We start from the raw sequence: 17,636 nt of genomic DNA, 5'->3' as shown, positions 1-17,636 counted from the left end.
CCCCTAGTCTTATTGTTAAAGCATTCTTCGCAACATGTAAAGCGCTTTCTTTTTGAATCTGAAATCATCTTAACATGCACCTTCTGCAGCACCCTACGGGGCAAAACTGTGAAATGGTTTGTGATCGGGTGATGTTACCCTTTAATACTGCCGCCGAAGGATTGCCCGTTCATAATGTACTTTTGGAAAAAAATAAACAGGATAATCGGCGGCAGAATCGCAAAAGTCAACGCAATAAACTGTATGTCCTGCGGCAATGTCGCCTTCAGATTGTAAATAGCCACAATGACCGACCAGGTCGATTTATCCTTCAGCACCATAAAGGGCCAGAAGAAGTCCTGCCAGACACTGTTCATCGTAAGGATTGTAATTGTAGCCATAACTGGTCCGCTGAGCGGGAGAATGACTCGAATAAAAATACCGATTGTGCTCGCTCCGTCAATTTTGGCGGCTTCCAGCAGCGCTTGTGGGATGGTATCGAAAAAGTTTTTGAAGATCAGAATTACCACCGGATTCACAGCAGCCATAAACCACATCGGCCAGTAAGTATTGGTCAGGTTCAAGTGCAACAGCGGAAAATCAATCAGATTCTTAAACAGCGGCACCATGCCCACTGTATTCGGCACCATCATGGTCCACACGATCAGTGCAAACAGCAGGGCACTGCCCCGCGGCTTTAGCTTGGAGAAGAAATATCCGGCCAGTCCGTTAAAAGTAAGGCAGAACAGTACAGAACCTGCGGCCAGATAAGCCGTATTCAGATAATAACTGAGGAAGTTAAACTCCTGCCAGGTCTCCCATAGCTTGCCAACATTGAACGAGCGGGGGATCAGGGTGGGCGGGATTGCATAAAACTCTTTGATGTCCTTCAGACTTGAGACCATAATCCAGACCGGAGGCAAAATACAGACAGCGGCCAGCACAATCATCAGAATGAACATGCACCAATACAGCAGGCGCACCCAAGGTGATCTGTATTCTATATTGCCGATAATGCCATATGCTTCTTTAGTTTTCATAGCTTCTACTCCCTGTTCAATTTCTTATCCAGCCGGAAATAAATAATGGTAAGCACCATCAGGACTAGAAAAGTAATAACCCCGAGCGCCATTGAATGGCCTGCTTCAAAACTCCGGAACGCATAATAATAGCTTTGCAGCATCAAGGTCATTGAGGCATTGTTCGGTCCACCCTCAGTCATTACTAGGGGTTCATTGAAGATCTGGAATACACCGCTGATCTGCAAAATCATCATCAGTCCGATCATGCTAGAGATTTGCGGAATGGTGATACTTTTGAATCTCCGCCATACATTCGCACCGTCAATCGAGGCTGCTTCGTACAGATCATGATTAATACTCTGTAGACTTGCCAGATAAAGCAGCACTGTTCCCCCGAAATTTCGCCAGGTAATCGTGAAGATAATCAGCATTATCGTCATTTGCGGATCCTGAAGCCATTGCTGCACCGGAAATCCCATGGCACTCAGCATAATATTCAGCACGCCACCCTTTCCGGGCTCAAACAAAAACATCCATAACATCGAAGCGGCAATGCCGGGAACCATACTCGGAAAAAAGACCGAAAAGCGAAAAAATGACTTCCCATGTCTCAATTCATTAATCACGACAGCGACAATAATGGGTACGGCAAAACCGATCAGTAGTGACCAGAACACATACACAAAAGAGTTGGTCAATGTCTGTTGAAACGCCGAGTTCTGTATAACATCCTTGTAATTCTGCAGTCCGGCGAAGCTTACGGCATTATAACCCTCAGTATTGAAAAAAGAGAGCACAATGCCCTTCACGAGCGGCTGCCAGGAAAAAAAGAAAAAGGCAAACAGTGTGGGTACAATTAATATCCAGGATGACCAATCTTTGAATAAACGCCGTACAGGATAACCTTTCTTTTTCTCTGTCATTAAAGGATTTAGTTCACTGGTTTTTCCAATCATGCTCCTGTCCTTCCTTCCTCCCGGAATCAAGCTTTAATCCGGTCAGGCGTTGTATAGTTGTTATACCTAAATGATAGCGCTTCCTACTGAGCGCCGAAATCCGGTAACCCTGCGAAAGCGTTTGTAAAGCTACTTATTTGTTGGCAAAAAAAAGCAGTGCACGCACCGGAATGGCCGCACACCGCTTATGTTCATGTTATGGTGAATCGTTTAGGCCTCACTTAACCCTGCGCTGATGCAGAGGACGGCCGCTTCCGCCCGAAACGCTTCGCTCGCCGGATTGGGCTGCTCCTCCAAAATACGAAGCACCGACTGAGGCTCTACGCCGGGCTGTGGCACACGGGAGGGAGAAACTACGCTCCACTTCTGCTCACCCTTGAGCCTGTATGACAGCTCATAAAGATAAAAGCCCGCATGTTGTCCGTCAGTGAGCTGGCTTACGCCATCCTGCCACGAGCAGAGTTCAAGCGGATGTTGTTTGTCCGGCAATACACCGGACGCCAGTGTGATGCGCTCATTTCGAACTACCTGCTGCTTCTGTTCCCAAGCCTGCTGATCTAGGATTCCCAGATCCAGGCGGTATTCCATTCCCGGCTCTCCATAAAGAGTCCAAGCCACAGGGCTACCCACCGCTACGAACTTAGGTGCTTCCAGAAAAACGGGTTGATGAGTTGGGACAAAACGTTCGGTCTGCTCCCACTCTCCCGCAGCCGGACTGCGTCTGCGATAATGCACCGTGCCCGTGAATTCGAGCTCCTGTTCCTGTAGCAGAGCTATTAGACATAGAGTAGCTTGCTCGTAAAGATCCGTGCAGTTGTTATGGCCGAAGCGGTATCCGATCTCATGGCGAAGCGGTATCCCGCGACTCCGAACCAAAGCCGCGAAGGAAAAGCTGAAGCGGCTAAGGGTAAAGGCATCATGCGTGCCATGGTTAATCAGCAGCTTTGTGCCACTCGCTTTAAGACCCTCCAGAAAAAATTCGGATTCCAGTCCGGTCGTTTCCTTTAGACTTGCAGAGTCAATAGTTCCCGTCAGAGTCTGTAGCAGAGTCTCGATTCCCGTGCTGCCGTTCTGTGGATGCTGCCAATCTTTCTTCCAGATTTCCCGGTAACCGGTGTCTACTTCCGCCACATGCCAGATCAGTGGGCAAGCTCCTTCGGCAAACTCACGGGTGAGCCCGTTCAGAATCAACGGCGGTGCATAACACAGTGTGTAGCGCACCCGATAGGGTAAGCAAAGCGGATTGCCTCCAGCCAGCAGCGCAGTTAAGCCGCCGCGCGAACCACCTACAGCCACTACCTGCTCTGCATCACCGCCATAACTTTCTTGACCTCTGGTAATTGCCGCCCCAATGCCAGCATAGATGGAGCCTTGCAAGGAACGGCTGCCGATATATCCTCCTCCGTTCCACAGAATGCCGACAACGCCTTTGCCGGTGCTGGCCAGAGTCTTGCCGATGATTTCCAGAAATGAGGGACCTACCGTGCTGAAGGTATTCTCATTGGCATCATAATAACCATTGAACAACAGTGGATATCCCTTAACATTTGCCGCACTCCAGAAGGGCGGCAGAATATAGGAAGCAAGGCTATGCTGGTCATTCTCTATAACTAGCAGACTGCCGCTGATGAGCTGAAATACAGGCGCATTGCTTAAAAGTGCAGCATTGTCTGTGGATGCATTGCGGAAAACCACCGGAAATCCGAAGGTCTTAAGGATGCGGTCGCTCAGGGAAACTGCAACTAGATCATCTACAGCATAGAGACTGTAGCGGTCACCGATATAATGCTCGAATTGCGGAGTTTTAAGATTCTTATTCCCCTCGTTGCCTCCGAACAGCTGATGATCTTCCGTATTGTATACATAAGGGCTATCTGGGTCGCTATTGTAGAGCCGCGCATGCTCGGAAACAACCTTTTCCCCGGCTTCGTCCATCCGCAATGTCCCTATGCCATCTGTTCCGCCATAACGGAAGCCTCCTTTTCCCTCAGCAACGCTATTATCCCAGTGAGACACTACAGGAAGCATATTGGTCAGCAAAGGACTGACTAATACAAATACCCCCTCCTCTTTCTCGGAGATCTCTTCTGCTGCTTCAGCTTCAACAATGTCTTCATGGAGGGTTGACCAATTCGCTTTCTGATAAGCTACTTCGCCGCCTCGCAAGCAAGCAAGCAGCAGTGGAGCGTTGTGCAGCCTTAAGTAATCAGCCACTGCTCTGCTAACAGGTATAGCGACAGGTGTAGATCCCTCGGCTTGAATAAACCGACTTAGCGGAACATATGCCTCCGGTACAAAACACAATGTTTTACTCACGATTTTTTTCTCCTCCAACCTGTATCATTCTGCTCTGTGCTGTTAGGAACGACATGAATCTAATTTCTGGCAAGCCATCTGTGATCCTATAATTTTCCCCAGACAGGAATCCTCCTGAGAGTTTAGGAGTGCAAGTAACCGTTACTGTTTTGGTCTCACCCGGAAAGAGGGTATGGAACTGCTCATCCGCTTCCATCCAGTAGCGGTCTCCCCTTTCCTCTGCATGTACATGCAGCAAAACTTCACTACCGGTATTTCGGACTGTAAAACGGGCCTGCTGGCTCTTCTCCTGAGCACCCGTCGGCTGCCATAAACTCTCCTGACGCACCTCAAGATTGCCTCCTATAAGTGCAAGCGCGGGAGCATATGGATGCTTTTTATTGGTAGAGAATACATATAAATTCTGCTGTGGTGCTTCATCGCCGTCCTGGTAGGACAATCTGACGAAATATAAAGCATCGTCATGCTCTGGCACGTTGAAATTCAGCACCCCAGCGCCGACAGCCTGATCTTTGTTTCCCTCTGCCTCAAATGATTGCTGATAGATGCACCGTCCGACTGCATCGAAGACTTCCGCGTCGACTTCTACCCTGTGTCCATTTCCTCCATGCACGTATACATCTCCCTGAAATCCGGTGCTTGGTGTAAGCAGTAGACTGCGGTAGTCCAGCGAAACATGTAGCGGACGGAAGGCAGATTTCACCCAATGGTAGGCCATCTTCGTTTCACCGTAATAATCGACAAGGTTAGTGCAGGACACATTCGGCCACGGCTCGTTGAATTGCCAGACAATGCTGCCGCTGTTTCGGAACTTACGGCGGCGGTTAGCCTCCAGCACGAACCGGATTCCTTCCGCCTGTATCCACTGGCTGCAGGCAGAGAACTGCTCCAAATCTGTCATGCTGCCGAACATTTCTTCTTCACGGCTCAGCGTATCCCACCACTCCCCGTGATGTCTCCATATCGCGTTGTTCTCCATAGAAACCGGTCGCCGGTTGGTCTCACTCAGAAATTTCTCCAGACTTTTGAGAGAACTCAGACCGTCCACCCCAAATTCGCTGTGCAGCAGATTATCGTTGCTGCCATATAACTCGTAGTGATAAGGGTTTCCCATATACTTCCAGTAACCGTGCACATCATGCCCCTGACCTTTTGCATCCGTAATATATTCTACCGGGCCGGAAGCTGAGGTCGGTAGGAAGAGTCGCTGCGGATCATACTGTTCTACCAGTTCTTTCAACATCGCCAGATTGGAATCGCTGCTGTCGGAAGGCTTATTTGGCTCACTCATTAATTCATTGCCGCCGCTCCATACCGTTAGCGATACATGATTGCGTTTGTCACAGAGCGCTGTGCAGGCAGTCTTGTGAAGCAGCTCCAAAAACTCCGGCTGCTTCGAAGGGATATTGTCAATACCTGAACTGGACTGAATGAACTCCTGCCAGACCATAATGCCGTTTACATCACATAAGTCGTAAAAAGCCTTTTTCTCAATGATTCCACCGCCCCATACCCGAACGAGATTAATATGAGCTGCTTTCATCAGACGAATCATCAGTTGATATTGTTCAACCGTTACATTCCCGTAGAGATGGTCCAGAGGGGTCATATTTACCCCTTTCATATAGATCTTGCTTCCGTTAATCACCACTGTATATGGTAGGGCGTTGTCTGGACTGTCTACATTGTGGATATAATCGAGCTTGCGAATGCCCGTTTGAAAGCTCTGGGTATCCAATTCCGTTCCAGCTTCATCCAGTAGCTTTAGTTCAAGATTGTACAGTGGCTGCTTTCCATAACCGTTTGGGTACCATAGCTCAGGTTCGGGTATTTCCAGCTCCGCGTTCAGAAGCTCTCCAGCTCGAACTGGTCGCGATTGAACCAGCAGCAGATTCCCCTCCGGATCAGTACAGGTGATGCTCGCTGTCAGTGTCCCATCATCTTCAGAGCCAGCCATTCGCTTGATTCCTGCTTGAATGGTGATTCGACCAGACGAGATCTGATTTCTATCGTTCTCGCCAAACTCCGCATCTGTAGTGATCGACACATCATCCCAAGAGCACTGTTGATGTACCCTCAATACCACATCATCCCAGATTCCGACATTGACCAACCGGGTAGAGAAATCCCATTTATAATTAAAACGGCTCTTCTGCGTGAAGGTAGCCGAGGTTTTGCCGATTTGCCCCATTTCATCTGGCGCCTGCTTCAACAGCACTGAAATTTCAAGGCTTTCCCGCCCGGAGAGCAGGTCTGTAACATCAAATACAGCCGGCTCGAACATACCTTTATGTTCACCCAGCAGTAAATGATCAGCGTATACCGAGGCTTCATAGTCCAGTCCCTGAAAGACCAGTTCAACTCTGGCTGCTCTCAGCTCAGGCTGCTTCAAGGTCGTACGGTAAACCCACCAGCGGTTCTCCACCCATTCACAACTCAGGCTATTTAACTCTTGATAAGGGTTGGTAATCCAGCCCTGTCTGAAGAGATCATAGTGAACTCCACCCGGCACAGTGGCAGGCATCCAGTCCGTAACCCCCATCAATTCCTGTCCCAGCTCCATACTGGTGCCCTTTAGCGGAACCCAGGGCCAATACCCTTTGACTTCCCACTTCAAATCGTTCAATAGAATTTCATTCATGTCTTCTCCCGTTCCCCCAAACCCTGCTAAATTTGGCGCTGTTCCTGACGATGAGCGGCTCTGGCGCCATTCGTTAATGCGCTTACAACTTTAGGTGTGCAGCTTCATTACCAATGATAGCACCGGGTTAATGTTTTCAAAGGTCTCCAACCCTGTGAAATCGTTTGTAAAACTGCTCAGTTGCTGATAAACACAAACAACCCCTCTAGGCTGGAGTGAGGGTTATCAGCAATCATCTATAGAGGTGACTTTTTAAGGCTTGTTTTGTTTCGGAGCCTCTGACTCCCGTGCTTTACCAATACGTGTAATACGTCGAACGCGAAAAAAGGAGTTCCCTTCAGCCGCGAAAGGCTGCTTGGTGAACTCCTTTACTTTTTGTTCGATAGAAGTTTTAAGAACTATTGCAACAATGTAGCACCACCTATCGGACATAGATGACGCTAAATGCAGTATTATTGCACTTTTGGTAGGCTAACGGTCTTCATAGCCACTATTTGCATGAAATATACCACATATGAACCTCTTTATAAGCAATAGCGTCACTGGAGTCCGAAATGTTGTTCACAAGGCTGAAAATCAGAAAATAGTGTCATCTGAGTCCGAAACCCTCAGAGGCTCAGATAACGATGACACTGTTGAAGCTGGCGGCTACCAATAAACTAAAAGCAGCAAAAAACTAAGAGCAGCGAATCTCTCTTCATTAAGAGAATCGCTGCTCTTCAGTTTTTTACGATGCGACAGTCTGTTTTACTCAAGTGGAGAACGTAGTTTTCACTGTAGCCCCATTGGACTATTCATCCATATGAAATTTGACAGGTAACCTTAGCAATCGCCTGCCTCTGCCTATTGGATCAGCTCAAGAAGTTCTGCAACATTCGCCTTGTACTGTGGCTTGAAATCATCTGATTTCATATAACCCGCAAGACTGAATAAGAACTGTCTGCCTTCCGGCGTATCGCTAACCTTATCAGCATCCAATGCGCATATCAGCAGGTTGCCTGCTCCTACACTGCATTCCACTAGGAAACTCAGCTTATGATTGCGTTCAAAATTATCGATAGTCTGCACAACGGGATTCCAATCGCGGTCAGCTGCATCCATGATGAGCGATTTCGAATTCTCAACAATACTCCACCAGGGATAGGTAGAATATTCCTCGCTCGGGAACTCACGAAGCACCGGGTGCTTGTTATCAATCAACAGCCCCATAGTACCAATGGGTACTGGCCGGTTCATGCTCTCTGAGATCGAGCGGAACATTGGATAACACCAGAAATCTGTGCAGTAATAACCTTCAACGGCATTTTGGAGAGATTCCGGTTTCGGCATAAGCAGCACATTCTCACCTTGCTCCAGCAATGCAAGCGCATCATCAGACAGCTTGTCGAAGACATGGACACCTTCCAGCATGTTGCCACTCTTCACTGGATAAATCCACAGGTTGTAACTCTTACGGATATCTGTTCCCTGTATGGAGAGGGACAATACGATAGTACTCATACGGTCAACTTCAGGTAGTTTTATTGCCAGATCGCAGATATCGATATAATTCGTTCCTGCAGGTACGTCCACCTCGGTTGAACCTGCGGCGAGAATACCATTATCCGCGGTAAGCTCCCAATGCAATTCAAATGCACTCGGCATACCACTGCGGAAACAGCTCAGTTCAACATGGGCATCGAACGATTCACCAGAGACATAGTTATACTTAGGGAATCTTGCCAACAGAACGGCATCATTACAAAAAGTTCGCCAGTCCTCAGGACTTATCACTCCTTTGGAATCCATAAAGGCGTCGAGGACACCCACCAGCGCCGTTCCCTGGCCACTGAAATCCTGCAAATCAAGCAGTTGGAAGCCCGCAAGCCGCCGGGAGCGGAATGCCGCCTCAAGTTCCTCTTTGTAGCAAGCTACTGCCAGTTGCCCCGAGGATTCAAAATATTTGGCGGCCAAATGACCCAACCCTTTACTTTCCAGTCGTTCACGGAAAATTTTGAAATTCTCAGCTTTGAGCGGACCGTTGTATTTATCGATTTCCTCATAATTAGGATAGGTAGCATACTGTCCGATCTCATGCGAGATTACCGGAATGTGCGGTATCCATTCTGCGGAAGCGTCTCCAGCCTTCACCGTCTTGGCTTCCGTACCATACTGGATCTGAATCTCTCCGCCAGCGGCAGCTTCCATCCCCTCTCCGTTGAAGAAATCCTGAGGGACGATCTGATCGTCATAGTCTTTCATCGTGCCTGGCAGATCGATCTGGACATGACCTAATGGAGCATCACACATCGCATAGGAACCTCTGAACAGCCGATCTCTGGAGAAGCGCACGCCGCTGAAGAAATCGTCATGTTCCAGAATTTCTGGCACCCATTGGTGGTTATTGGACCCCTGTGTATAGAGAATCCGGTTATCAAATGCTTTATAGTCCTTTAGGAAGGAATCAATCTTGGCTTTGCTGCCCCATAGCTCGTTGCCAAGCGACATCATCACGAAGGAGGGGTGATTGCCAAAAGCCTGAAGTATGGCATAGCCTTCGCTGATCAGATAGTCCTGCTCCGCTTGATTATGTCCCTCGTCGGTTTCTTCTGTGATTGTTCCCCAGAATGGAAGCTCTGGTTGCATGTAGATACCGAGCATATCCGCTGCGGTGAAAGCAGCTTCCGGCGGACAGCAGGTATGAAAGCGATAATGATTGATGCCGTAAGACTTGGAGATGCCCAGGATTCTTACCCATTCCTCGACGTCAGTCGGGGCATAACCGGTTAGCGGGAAGATCAGGCCGTCATGTTTGCCGCGGAGGAAGGTTTTTTCTCCGTTGATTGTAAACTTATCGCCCTCTGCCCGGAATTCCTTCAATCCAAAAACGAGCTCCTGTCGGTCCATTATATATCCATCGCTGTCTTTCAAAACAAGGTTTATGTTATAAAGATTGGGAGCGCCTTCACTCCAGAGCAGCGCGTCTTGACCAAGCTCATAGTTGACGGAAAAACGACCCGGTGAGACTGGGTACTCCCGCTCGTCCACAGCATGTGTATTGTCGCTGTTGAAGCTCTGCGCAGACACTGTAAATATAGATTCGTTCCTGCTGTCCAAGGTTGCCGTGATTCGGACTGAGCGGGCTGAGAGATCCGGATCGAGCCGGATGCCGCTGAGCCGTGACTCACCGTAGAACTGAAGCTCCATACGTCCGGTAATCCCATTCCAGTTAGTCTGGGTATCCTGCGACGTTAAATGTCCACCTTTGGTTGGGTAACCCGTATTGTCCACACGGATGGTGAGCGTATGATTCCCAGGTTGAAGCTGCGGCAACTCGTATATATGTGGGGTGTTCAGACTGTTACGGCTGCCTATTTCCTGATTGTCCAGCCATAGAGTCGTCAGCCTCGTGCGTTCCAAATATAGGAAGCAGACTTTGCCGGCTAGTTCTTCCGGAATGACGACCTCTTTTGAATACCAGACTTGCCCTTCAAACAAATACTCATCCGTTAATGCGCTTACTAAAACATCCTCGTTCTTCGAACCTTTGCGTGCGTAGGACGTTGTTCCCGGCAGTGTGATAACATCTGTAAAAGGCAATGTCAGTCCTTGATTTCCCTCATCCAATTGCAACTTCCATTCGCCTTTCAGGCTGATCTTTGTCTGCAAAATATCACTCCTAATAATGATAATCTCTGAACTCCTGAGGTGTAGTGCCGGTTGTTTTCTTAAAAAGGAAGGTAAAATAAGCCGCGGTTTGAAAGCCCACTTGCTCGGCAACCTCGTAGACCTTAATATTGGGGTCACGAAGTAGTTCCTTGGCTTTGTTCATACGCGCTTCCTGCACGAAGTCGGAAATCGTACGGCCCATTTCTTTCTTGAAGAGAACACTTAAATAGCTGTGATTCAAGTGAAACTGCTCAGCAAGCTGCTTTACAGTCATGTTCTCATGCAGATGCTCCTCCAGTTGGCGGGCGACCCGCTGGATAAGGTTATGCTGCTGAGCGACCTGCTCTCTTTGATTAAGCTTAGCATATTGCGCCAAATATTCCAGTACGACCTTCCTGACTTCATCTACGCCTGTACAGTCGATCAGCCGCTGCCACATGAGGATGTTCATCTCTGTATCCTTTTCATGTATACGCTTCAGTTTTCTGGCTAGTTCGCTAAGCAAACCCATTCCGAAAGCCTGCACATAGGAAAAGGATACAGGCTCTCGCGCAAGTAACACTTCGAAAGCATGATTGAAATATGCGGAAGCTTTATCGCTCTCTCCTCTGTCCAGTAGCTTAACGATTTCCGGAATGTATTCTTCACGCAACCGGAAATCATGATATTCATTCATCAAGTTCCGGTTGAAATAGAGGATTTGTCCGTAGCCGGCCAGCCTGGCACCGGTCATCATATGCCTTACTTCCTTATACAGCAACGGTATTTCCGTCCAGAACAAACACTCTCTGCTGATTCCGACCGAGACGGAGGCTTTATACTGCTCTCTTAGGATATCTTGGATAAACGCAAGCTGCTTCTCAAGTCTTGCCCGCATCAATGGCGTTGCGTTCAGCACAATGACGGCCAATTCATCCGCTCCTGTCTTCCCTATATAGGTACCGGAGAAGCCAGATAGACCAGTCTTAACGCAGTTCAATAGCCCTTCGCTAAGCAGGATCCGATCCTTGGCATCATGCGGATTATCTAGAAACCTGCGGTCATATCCGAACAGGAATAATGTTGCCTGCCATTCCCCATTAGGCAGATCCAGCAGACGCCGCCAGGATTCGAGCAGCTCATCACTGTGGATCCAGCCTTCGACCATATCTTTGACGAAACGTTCCTGCAGCACCTCATAGCTCTCTGTTACTTTCTCCCTAAGTACAGTGGTTTCCTGTTCAATCTGTTTTTTCTTCTCAACTACTTCTCTGAACGCAGCCAGTTTCATTTCGAGTTCTTCCGTCTTGATGGGCTTCAGAACGTAAGCTTTAGCTCCCAGATGTATAGCCTCCTGCACAAATTCAAACTCGTCATATCCACTGATCATCACAGTCTGTAAAGACTGGAGTAACGGATAATCCGCTCTGCATCTTGCGAGCAGTTCGATCCCTGTCATACCGGGCATCGAGACGTCAGCGATCAGCACATCCACAAGAGTTTCTCCTAGGATTGTTAGTGCTTCTTCACCAGATAATGCAGTTAACGGTTCCTCATACCCCAGAGCTTTCCAGCCAATATGACGAAGAAGCCCTTGAATCTGCATAGGCTCGTCGTCGACAATTAATGCCCGCATTAAGCTCCATCCCCCTTTTTTATCTCAGGACTTTCCTTGCAAACAGGGATATCAATGGTTACACAAGTCCATTCGTCTTCTACACTGTCAATCTCAAAGCCGCCCTCTGTGCCAAAATACAATGCAAGACGTTCACGGATATTGTTCATCCCGAATCCGTTTTGCGTACCCGTGTAGCTGCCGGTACGGATCTGTTCCAGCTTCTCACTGCCAATCCCTTTTCCATTATCAAAAATCTGAAACTGCACCGTATTCTCCACTCGTTTGATCGTAATTTGTATAAAAGCATGAGTTCTAGTTGTGATGCCCCCGTGCAGATAACAGTTCTCGACCGTAGGCTGTAGGATCAGCTTAATGCTGTACAAGTCAAGAACGTCAGGCTCTACCAGCCACTCTACGGATACCTGACCGGGATAACGCAGCTGCTGAATTTCGATATACGCCTTAAGATGCTCAATTTCGTCACGGATCAGCGTCACATTAACCCGGTTATTGAGTGCCAGCCGATAGAATGTCGTCAGCGCATCTATGGTTCGGATTTGCAATTCGTCCTGCTGATCTAATGCCCGCCAACGGATCAGACTTAGCGAATTATAAATGAAATGAGGGTTAATCTGTGCCTGCAACGCCCTGAATGATTGCTCCCGCTCTTTGAGCATGGCCTCTGTATGTTCTTCGACCAGTTTTCTCAAACGGCCAGACATGGAATTGAACAATACCTCAAGCTCACCCAGCTCATCGTTGTCACGGTTTCTCACTGTAACTTCGAAATAGCCCTGTGAGATATCTGTCATTCGGGTGCCCAGCTTGCGGATCCGCCAAATCACATTTTTAAGTACAATCATGATTAGAAAGATGGACAACAGCAGGAAAAATGCAATACCTGCTCCGATATAGTACATAATCCGCGTAGACTGCTCCTCCAGTCTGTCAAGATGCACAAGCGCGGCAACCGTCCAGCCAGACTTAATCTCCTGAGTGATCAGCATCATCCCGCTTTTTGTAGCCGATGTTTCCAACGAGTTATTCCAGTACTGACCTAAGGAGGATGAGGATAACCGGCTGCCAATTTCAGAGGGCTCCGAGGATGCAATAATTCGTTCGTTGTCGTCAACAATATACAATTCTCCGGCCCCTTCAAAAGGATGCTCGAACGATTCCATGAAGACACCGTTATAGTTCAGTAACAGGTACACAATCCCGTAAACATCTCCATATGCGTTCAGAATTTTATGGGATACTACTAGCTTAGTCCTGTCGTCCGCTGCATTAGTCCATACCAGATTGTCTGTTGTGCGAAGCATTTTCGTATACCATTCCCGCTCTCGAATTCCCGAAAGGCTCCGTTTTTCCGGCTTCCACAGAAGCCCTCCATCTTGCACTAGTGTATCGTTGGTATGATAGATCCGGAAATTCTCAATACCTGGCAAGTATTTACTGGTGAGCAGGAAGGAACGGTCCACATAATTGACCGTACCCAATTGTTCATCGATATCCGCATAGTCCCTGGCTAATCTAGAGATCAGCTCACCATCCGTAGCCGTCCGGGTAGCCAGCAGATCATAGCTTTGCTTCCTGAATTCAATACTCTGCGCACTTTGCCGAACGGCTTCCCTGATCGTCAGCATATAATTGGCCCGCACCGTATGTAGCATCATGTACCCTGCACCTGCAGCCAGCAGTACGGTGGGGAGAAATACAATTAGTCCGTAGAATAATACAATCTTACTCCTCAGGTTCATAGAACGGGTCATACGGATGATCCATTTCTCTATTTGTTGTTTAATCATAGATTCCCCCCATGAAGTGCAAAGGGAGCCCCCTCCAAGTGAGAGGTGCTCCATTAATTTTTTTATCGTTTAAGATCCGTGACTGAAAGAGCATCACGGTTGTCTATTGCAAGGCGGTTACTTCCTCCTTGTACGTATCCAGCCACTCCTGCTTGACTTCACTCCAGTGCCCACGCTTCTCTAGTGCTGCTTGGAAATCGCTCCAATTCTTCTCGAATTGCCCCTCGTCTTTGGCCATTAAAAGCTTGGCTCGATATTCCTTGCGGATATTTTCGATCTCCGGTGAATATTTCTCCCATGCGCCGCCCTGTTTCATCTGGAATAGATCATAAGGCTCTGCCACGCGGATCGTTCCCATTTTGCCGATAGCTTCTGTGAACTTAATTGTCTTAGCAGCTCCGGCTTTTCCTGCATCCTCTGTGTTCCACCATGGGTACCATTCATTGCTGTAAGAGGCAGTCATGTAAAGCTCCGGGGTGACTTTAGCTTTTTGTGCGGTGTCTCCGGAATTGCGGCTCGTCTTGTAGGTTTCGTCTGTGAATTTCCATTTGCCCAACGGTTGATCAATCCAATCCCAGTATAATCCCGCCGGTCCTTCATTAATGACCTGCTGCTGTTCGGGTTTCGGCTGCAAGGTATAATCGAAGAATTTCAGAATAGCTTCCAGATTTTTAGTTTTTTCACTAACATAGACATCATAGCCTGGATTCGGATTGGTAACCTGATTAATTCCGACTTTCTCTACACCATCCACTTTAGGAAAAGGGATCGCTTCGTAAAACCACCCTGGCTCTGTTGGGCCGTCCAATGTCTCCCAGGCTGAGGCAGGAATGTTCCAGAAGCTGCCGACATTGAAGGCAATACGACCTGATTTGTTCTTTTCTGTATACTGTTCTTTTTTGCTGGTAACGACCTCTGGATCGATCAACTTCTCCTGGTACATCTTGTTCATCCATTGATAAGCTGCTTTATAATTGGGATCGTCGTAAGCGAATACAAAATCATCGCCGCGTTTGTCAACGCCATTACCTGCTGTAGTCACCCCAAATGCTGTCAAAATTGCGTTTTCATCGCTCCAGCCCAGATTATCACTAGTGTCCATCAGGAATGATAGAGGAATCAGCGATTTGCCGGAAGCATCCTTCTCTTCTGCAGCTTTCCGAAGGAAGGTCTCAACTCCTTCTAACGTTGCTAAGTCCTCTTTGGTCATACCTGTTTTCTCCAGCACATCACTTCTGACAATCCAGGCTTGAGATGCCCAACCTGGCCACGGATCTTCCGGGTTTTGGTCAAACCAGGTAGGTATGGACCAGATATGGCCCTCATTATCCTTCATAAGTTCCAGATACTGCTTTGGAATAGACGCAAGTCCTGGATATTTGTCAGGCATGTCGAAATACTGCTCTAGCGGCATAAGCTGTTTCGACCGGTTCATCGCGCTTTTGACCGTTTCGTTTCGGCTGAAGATAGCTGCATCCTCAAAGCCGCCAGTGTTTATCTTCAAATTAAGTGCAGTCATCGCGTCGCCTTGAGTGGTTTCCAGCTTCACATTTACTCCAGGCTCCTGTTCACGCCAATATTTCTGGACCAAACTATCATTATTGATGGTTGCCGTCCATCCGAGCCAGAGATTAAAGGAAGTCGAGCCACTGGCGGGCTGGTTATTTGACGTTTCATTGTCACTTCCAGGCTTGTTCGCAGTATTCCCACCTGATCCGGAGCATCCGGCAATAGACATCAGTAAGGTTGCTGCAGCCAAGGCGACTAGACCCGTTTTTTTGATCATCATTGTTTAATTCCCCCTGTTCTATTATTGTAGATCAACCTTTTACTGACCCTACAAGAACTCCTTTCACAAAATATTTCTGCAGGAACGGATACACGCACAGGATGGGGATTGCACTCACCATAACGACTGCCATCTTAATCGACATCAGCGTAATATTCTGCATTTGTGAGCTCCTCGCCAAAGCTTCCTGGTTGGTATTCGAGCCAAGGACAGCGGATAAATCCTGAGCAGCGAGCAATTGCTGCAGGAAGGTCTGCACCGGAATCAGATTCTGCTTCGTGACGAAGAAAGCACCGGCGAACCAATCATTCCAGTGTCCCACTGCGGTAAACAGTCCCAGCGCTGCAAGCATAGGTTGAGAGAGTGGAATAATAATCTGAATCAGAGTACGAACAGGACCGGCTCCATCTAGTTCAGCGGATTCTACCAGAGCTTCAGGGATTCCCTGTATAAACTTCAGCATGACAAACATGTTCCAGACCGAGAACAGCCCGGGGAAAATATACACCCAGAACGTGTTGATAAGCCCGAGATTATTAAGCTGAATATAGAAAGGAACCAGTCCTCCACTGAATAACATGGTTAAAAGAATATAGCCTAGTATCGTGCTTCTTAAGGGAAGACCGCGGTAGGACAAGCCAAATGCCACCAGAAGTGTGACGATAAGTCCTGCGAATGTGCCAATGACTGTCCTAGCGATTGTAATTAGATAAGACTGCCGGATAATTTCATTTCCTAATACGATCTCATAATTTATTAATGTGAAATTCTTGGGCCATAGATACACGCCACCTTTGGCTGCACTTGCACCGTCATTCAGTGAGATTGCCAGCATGTACAGGAATGGATATAGTACAGACAAGCACAGACCGGCCAGTACTATGACGATGACGTATTGAGCTATTTTTTCACCTCTGCTGAGCTTCATATGCCATCACCATAATCCTTCACCATTTATTTTTCTGGATAACTGATTAGTCGAAACAACCAATATCAAGCTGATCACTGAGGATAACAGTCCTACTGCGGTCGCCATCCCAAAATATCCCTGCTGCAATCCGTTGCGGATGATATACGTATCCAGTACATCCGCGACCCCTTGATTAGCAGAATTCATCAGCGGATAAATCTGATCCATCCCTACTGAAATCAGGCTTGGGATACTCAGAATTAGCACAATCGATATTGTCGGTAGAATACCCGGGAAGGTGATATGCCGAATCTGGGCTAGCTTTCCTGCACCCTCTACTTTGGCGGACTCATACAATTGCGGATCAATCGTTGTGATCGCAGCCAGATAGAGAATCGTGTTCCAGCCGGTCTCTTTCCACAAGCCGCTTAATATAACCATGGGCCGGAACCACTCCGTGGAACCTAGAAAAAATACGGGATCACCACCTGCTTTCTCGATGAACTGATTGACCAGCCCACCATCCAAAGTCAGAAAAGACTGCAGGATGTAAGCGACTACAATCCATGAGAAAAAATGTGGCAAATAGCTGACCGATTGCACGAATCGTTTAAATACAGGCCGGGTTACCTCGTTAATCACCAGCGCCAGCAGAATCGGTGCCGGGAATCCGAAGATGAACTTAAGCACGGATATATATAACGTGTTTTTGACAACAGTTAAAAACTGGGGATCTTGCAGGAAAGAAAAGTTGTCTAATCCCACCCATACGCTATTCCAGATCGAGGTGCCAATCTGAAAGTCGCGGAAGGCGACCTGAATCCCTGCCATCGGAATATAGCTGAACAGAAATAGCAACAGAACTCCCGGAAGAATCATTAAATATTGCCATCGGTACTTGTAGAACTTAGCGTACAATTTACATCCCTCCTTGATATTTCTATCATAAGCTGCAGCGGGAACCCTGCCT

General features: G+C 47.8%; 10 protein-coding genes. All 10 read right to left on the bottom strand.

Annotated features, from left to right (window positions below; genetic code table 11):
• Positions 1-134: 134 nt before the first annotated feature.
• Positions 135-1,019, bottom strand: a complete 885-nt coding sequence (locus MHH86_RS15605) for a carbohydrate ABC transporter permease (protein ID WP_051490964.1) — start codon at positions 1,017-1,019, stop codon at positions 135-137.
• A gap of 5 nt (positions 1,020-1,024) precedes the next feature.
• Complete coding sequence (locus tag MHH86_RS15600) at positions 1,025-1,924, bottom strand: sugar ABC transporter permease (protein WP_036677455.1); 900 nt, start codon at positions 1,922-1,924, stop codon at positions 1,025-1,027.
• 243 nt (positions 1,925-2,167) lie between these two features.
• Positions 2,168-4,273, bottom strand: coding sequence for a hypothetical protein (locus MHH86_RS15595; protein ID WP_076141231.1), 2,106 nt, complete (start codon positions 4,271-4,273; stop codon positions 2,168-2,170).
• The gene (locus MHH86_RS15590; protein ID WP_036677255.1) at positions 4,266-6,914 is read right to left on the bottom strand and encodes a glycoside hydrolase family 2 TIM barrel-domain containing protein; all 2,649 of its coding nucleotides are present in this window, start codon (positions 6,912-6,914) and stop codon (positions 4,266-4,268) included. Before MHH86_RS15590 ends, MHH86_RS15595 begins: the two co-directional genes overlap by 8 nt.
• Before the next feature lie 843 nt (positions 6,915-7,757).
• Positions 7,758-10,562, bottom strand: coding sequence for a glycoside hydrolase family 2 TIM barrel-domain containing protein (locus tag MHH86_RS15585; RefSeq protein WP_076317039.1), 2,805 nt, complete (start codon positions 10,560-10,562; stop codon positions 7,758-7,760).
• Between the two features lie 10 nt (positions 10,563-10,572).
• Positions 10,573-12,177: a helix-turn-helix domain-containing protein gene (locus tag MHH86_RS15580; protein ID WP_076141227.1), complete on the bottom strand. Its 1,605-nt coding sequence runs from the start codon at positions 12,175-12,177 to the stop codon at positions 10,573-10,575.
• Positions 12,177-13,967: a sensor histidine kinase gene (locus MHH86_RS15575; protein WP_076099203.1), complete on the bottom strand. Its 1,791-nt coding sequence runs from the start codon at positions 13,965-13,967 to the stop codon at positions 12,177-12,179. The genes MHH86_RS15580 and MHH86_RS15575 overlap by 1 nt, the downstream gene beginning before the upstream one ends.
• A 103-nt stretch (positions 13,968-14,070) precedes the next feature.
• Positions 14,071-15,756: a hypothetical protein gene (locus MHH86_RS15570; RefSeq protein WP_036677265.1), complete on the bottom strand. Its 1,686-nt coding sequence runs from the start codon at positions 15,754-15,756 to the stop codon at positions 14,071-14,073.
• Positions 15,757-15,787: 31 nt separating this feature from the next.
• On the bottom strand, positions 15,788-16,684 hold the full coding sequence (locus tag MHH86_RS15565; RefSeq protein ID WP_036677267.1) for a carbohydrate ABC transporter permease: 897 nt from the start codon (positions 16,682-16,684) through the stop codon (positions 15,788-15,790).
• Between the two features lie 6 nt (positions 16,685-16,690).
• On the bottom strand, positions 16,691-17,584 hold the full coding sequence (locus MHH86_RS15560) for an ABC transporter permease subunit (RefSeq protein WP_051490965.1): 894 nt from the start codon (positions 17,582-17,584) through the stop codon (positions 16,691-16,693).
• Positions 17,585-17,636: the final 52 nt, after the last annotated feature.

The sequence above is a fragment of the Paenibacillus sp. FSL F4-0097 genome, assembly GCF_038593125.1.
GTDB lineage: Bacteria > Bacillota > Bacilli > Paenibacillales > Paenibacillaceae > Paenibacillus_AQ > Paenibacillus_AQ odorifer.
The sequence above is the reverse complement of the archived record's forward strand: the minus strand, read 5'-3'. Positions and strand labels throughout refer to the sequence as shown.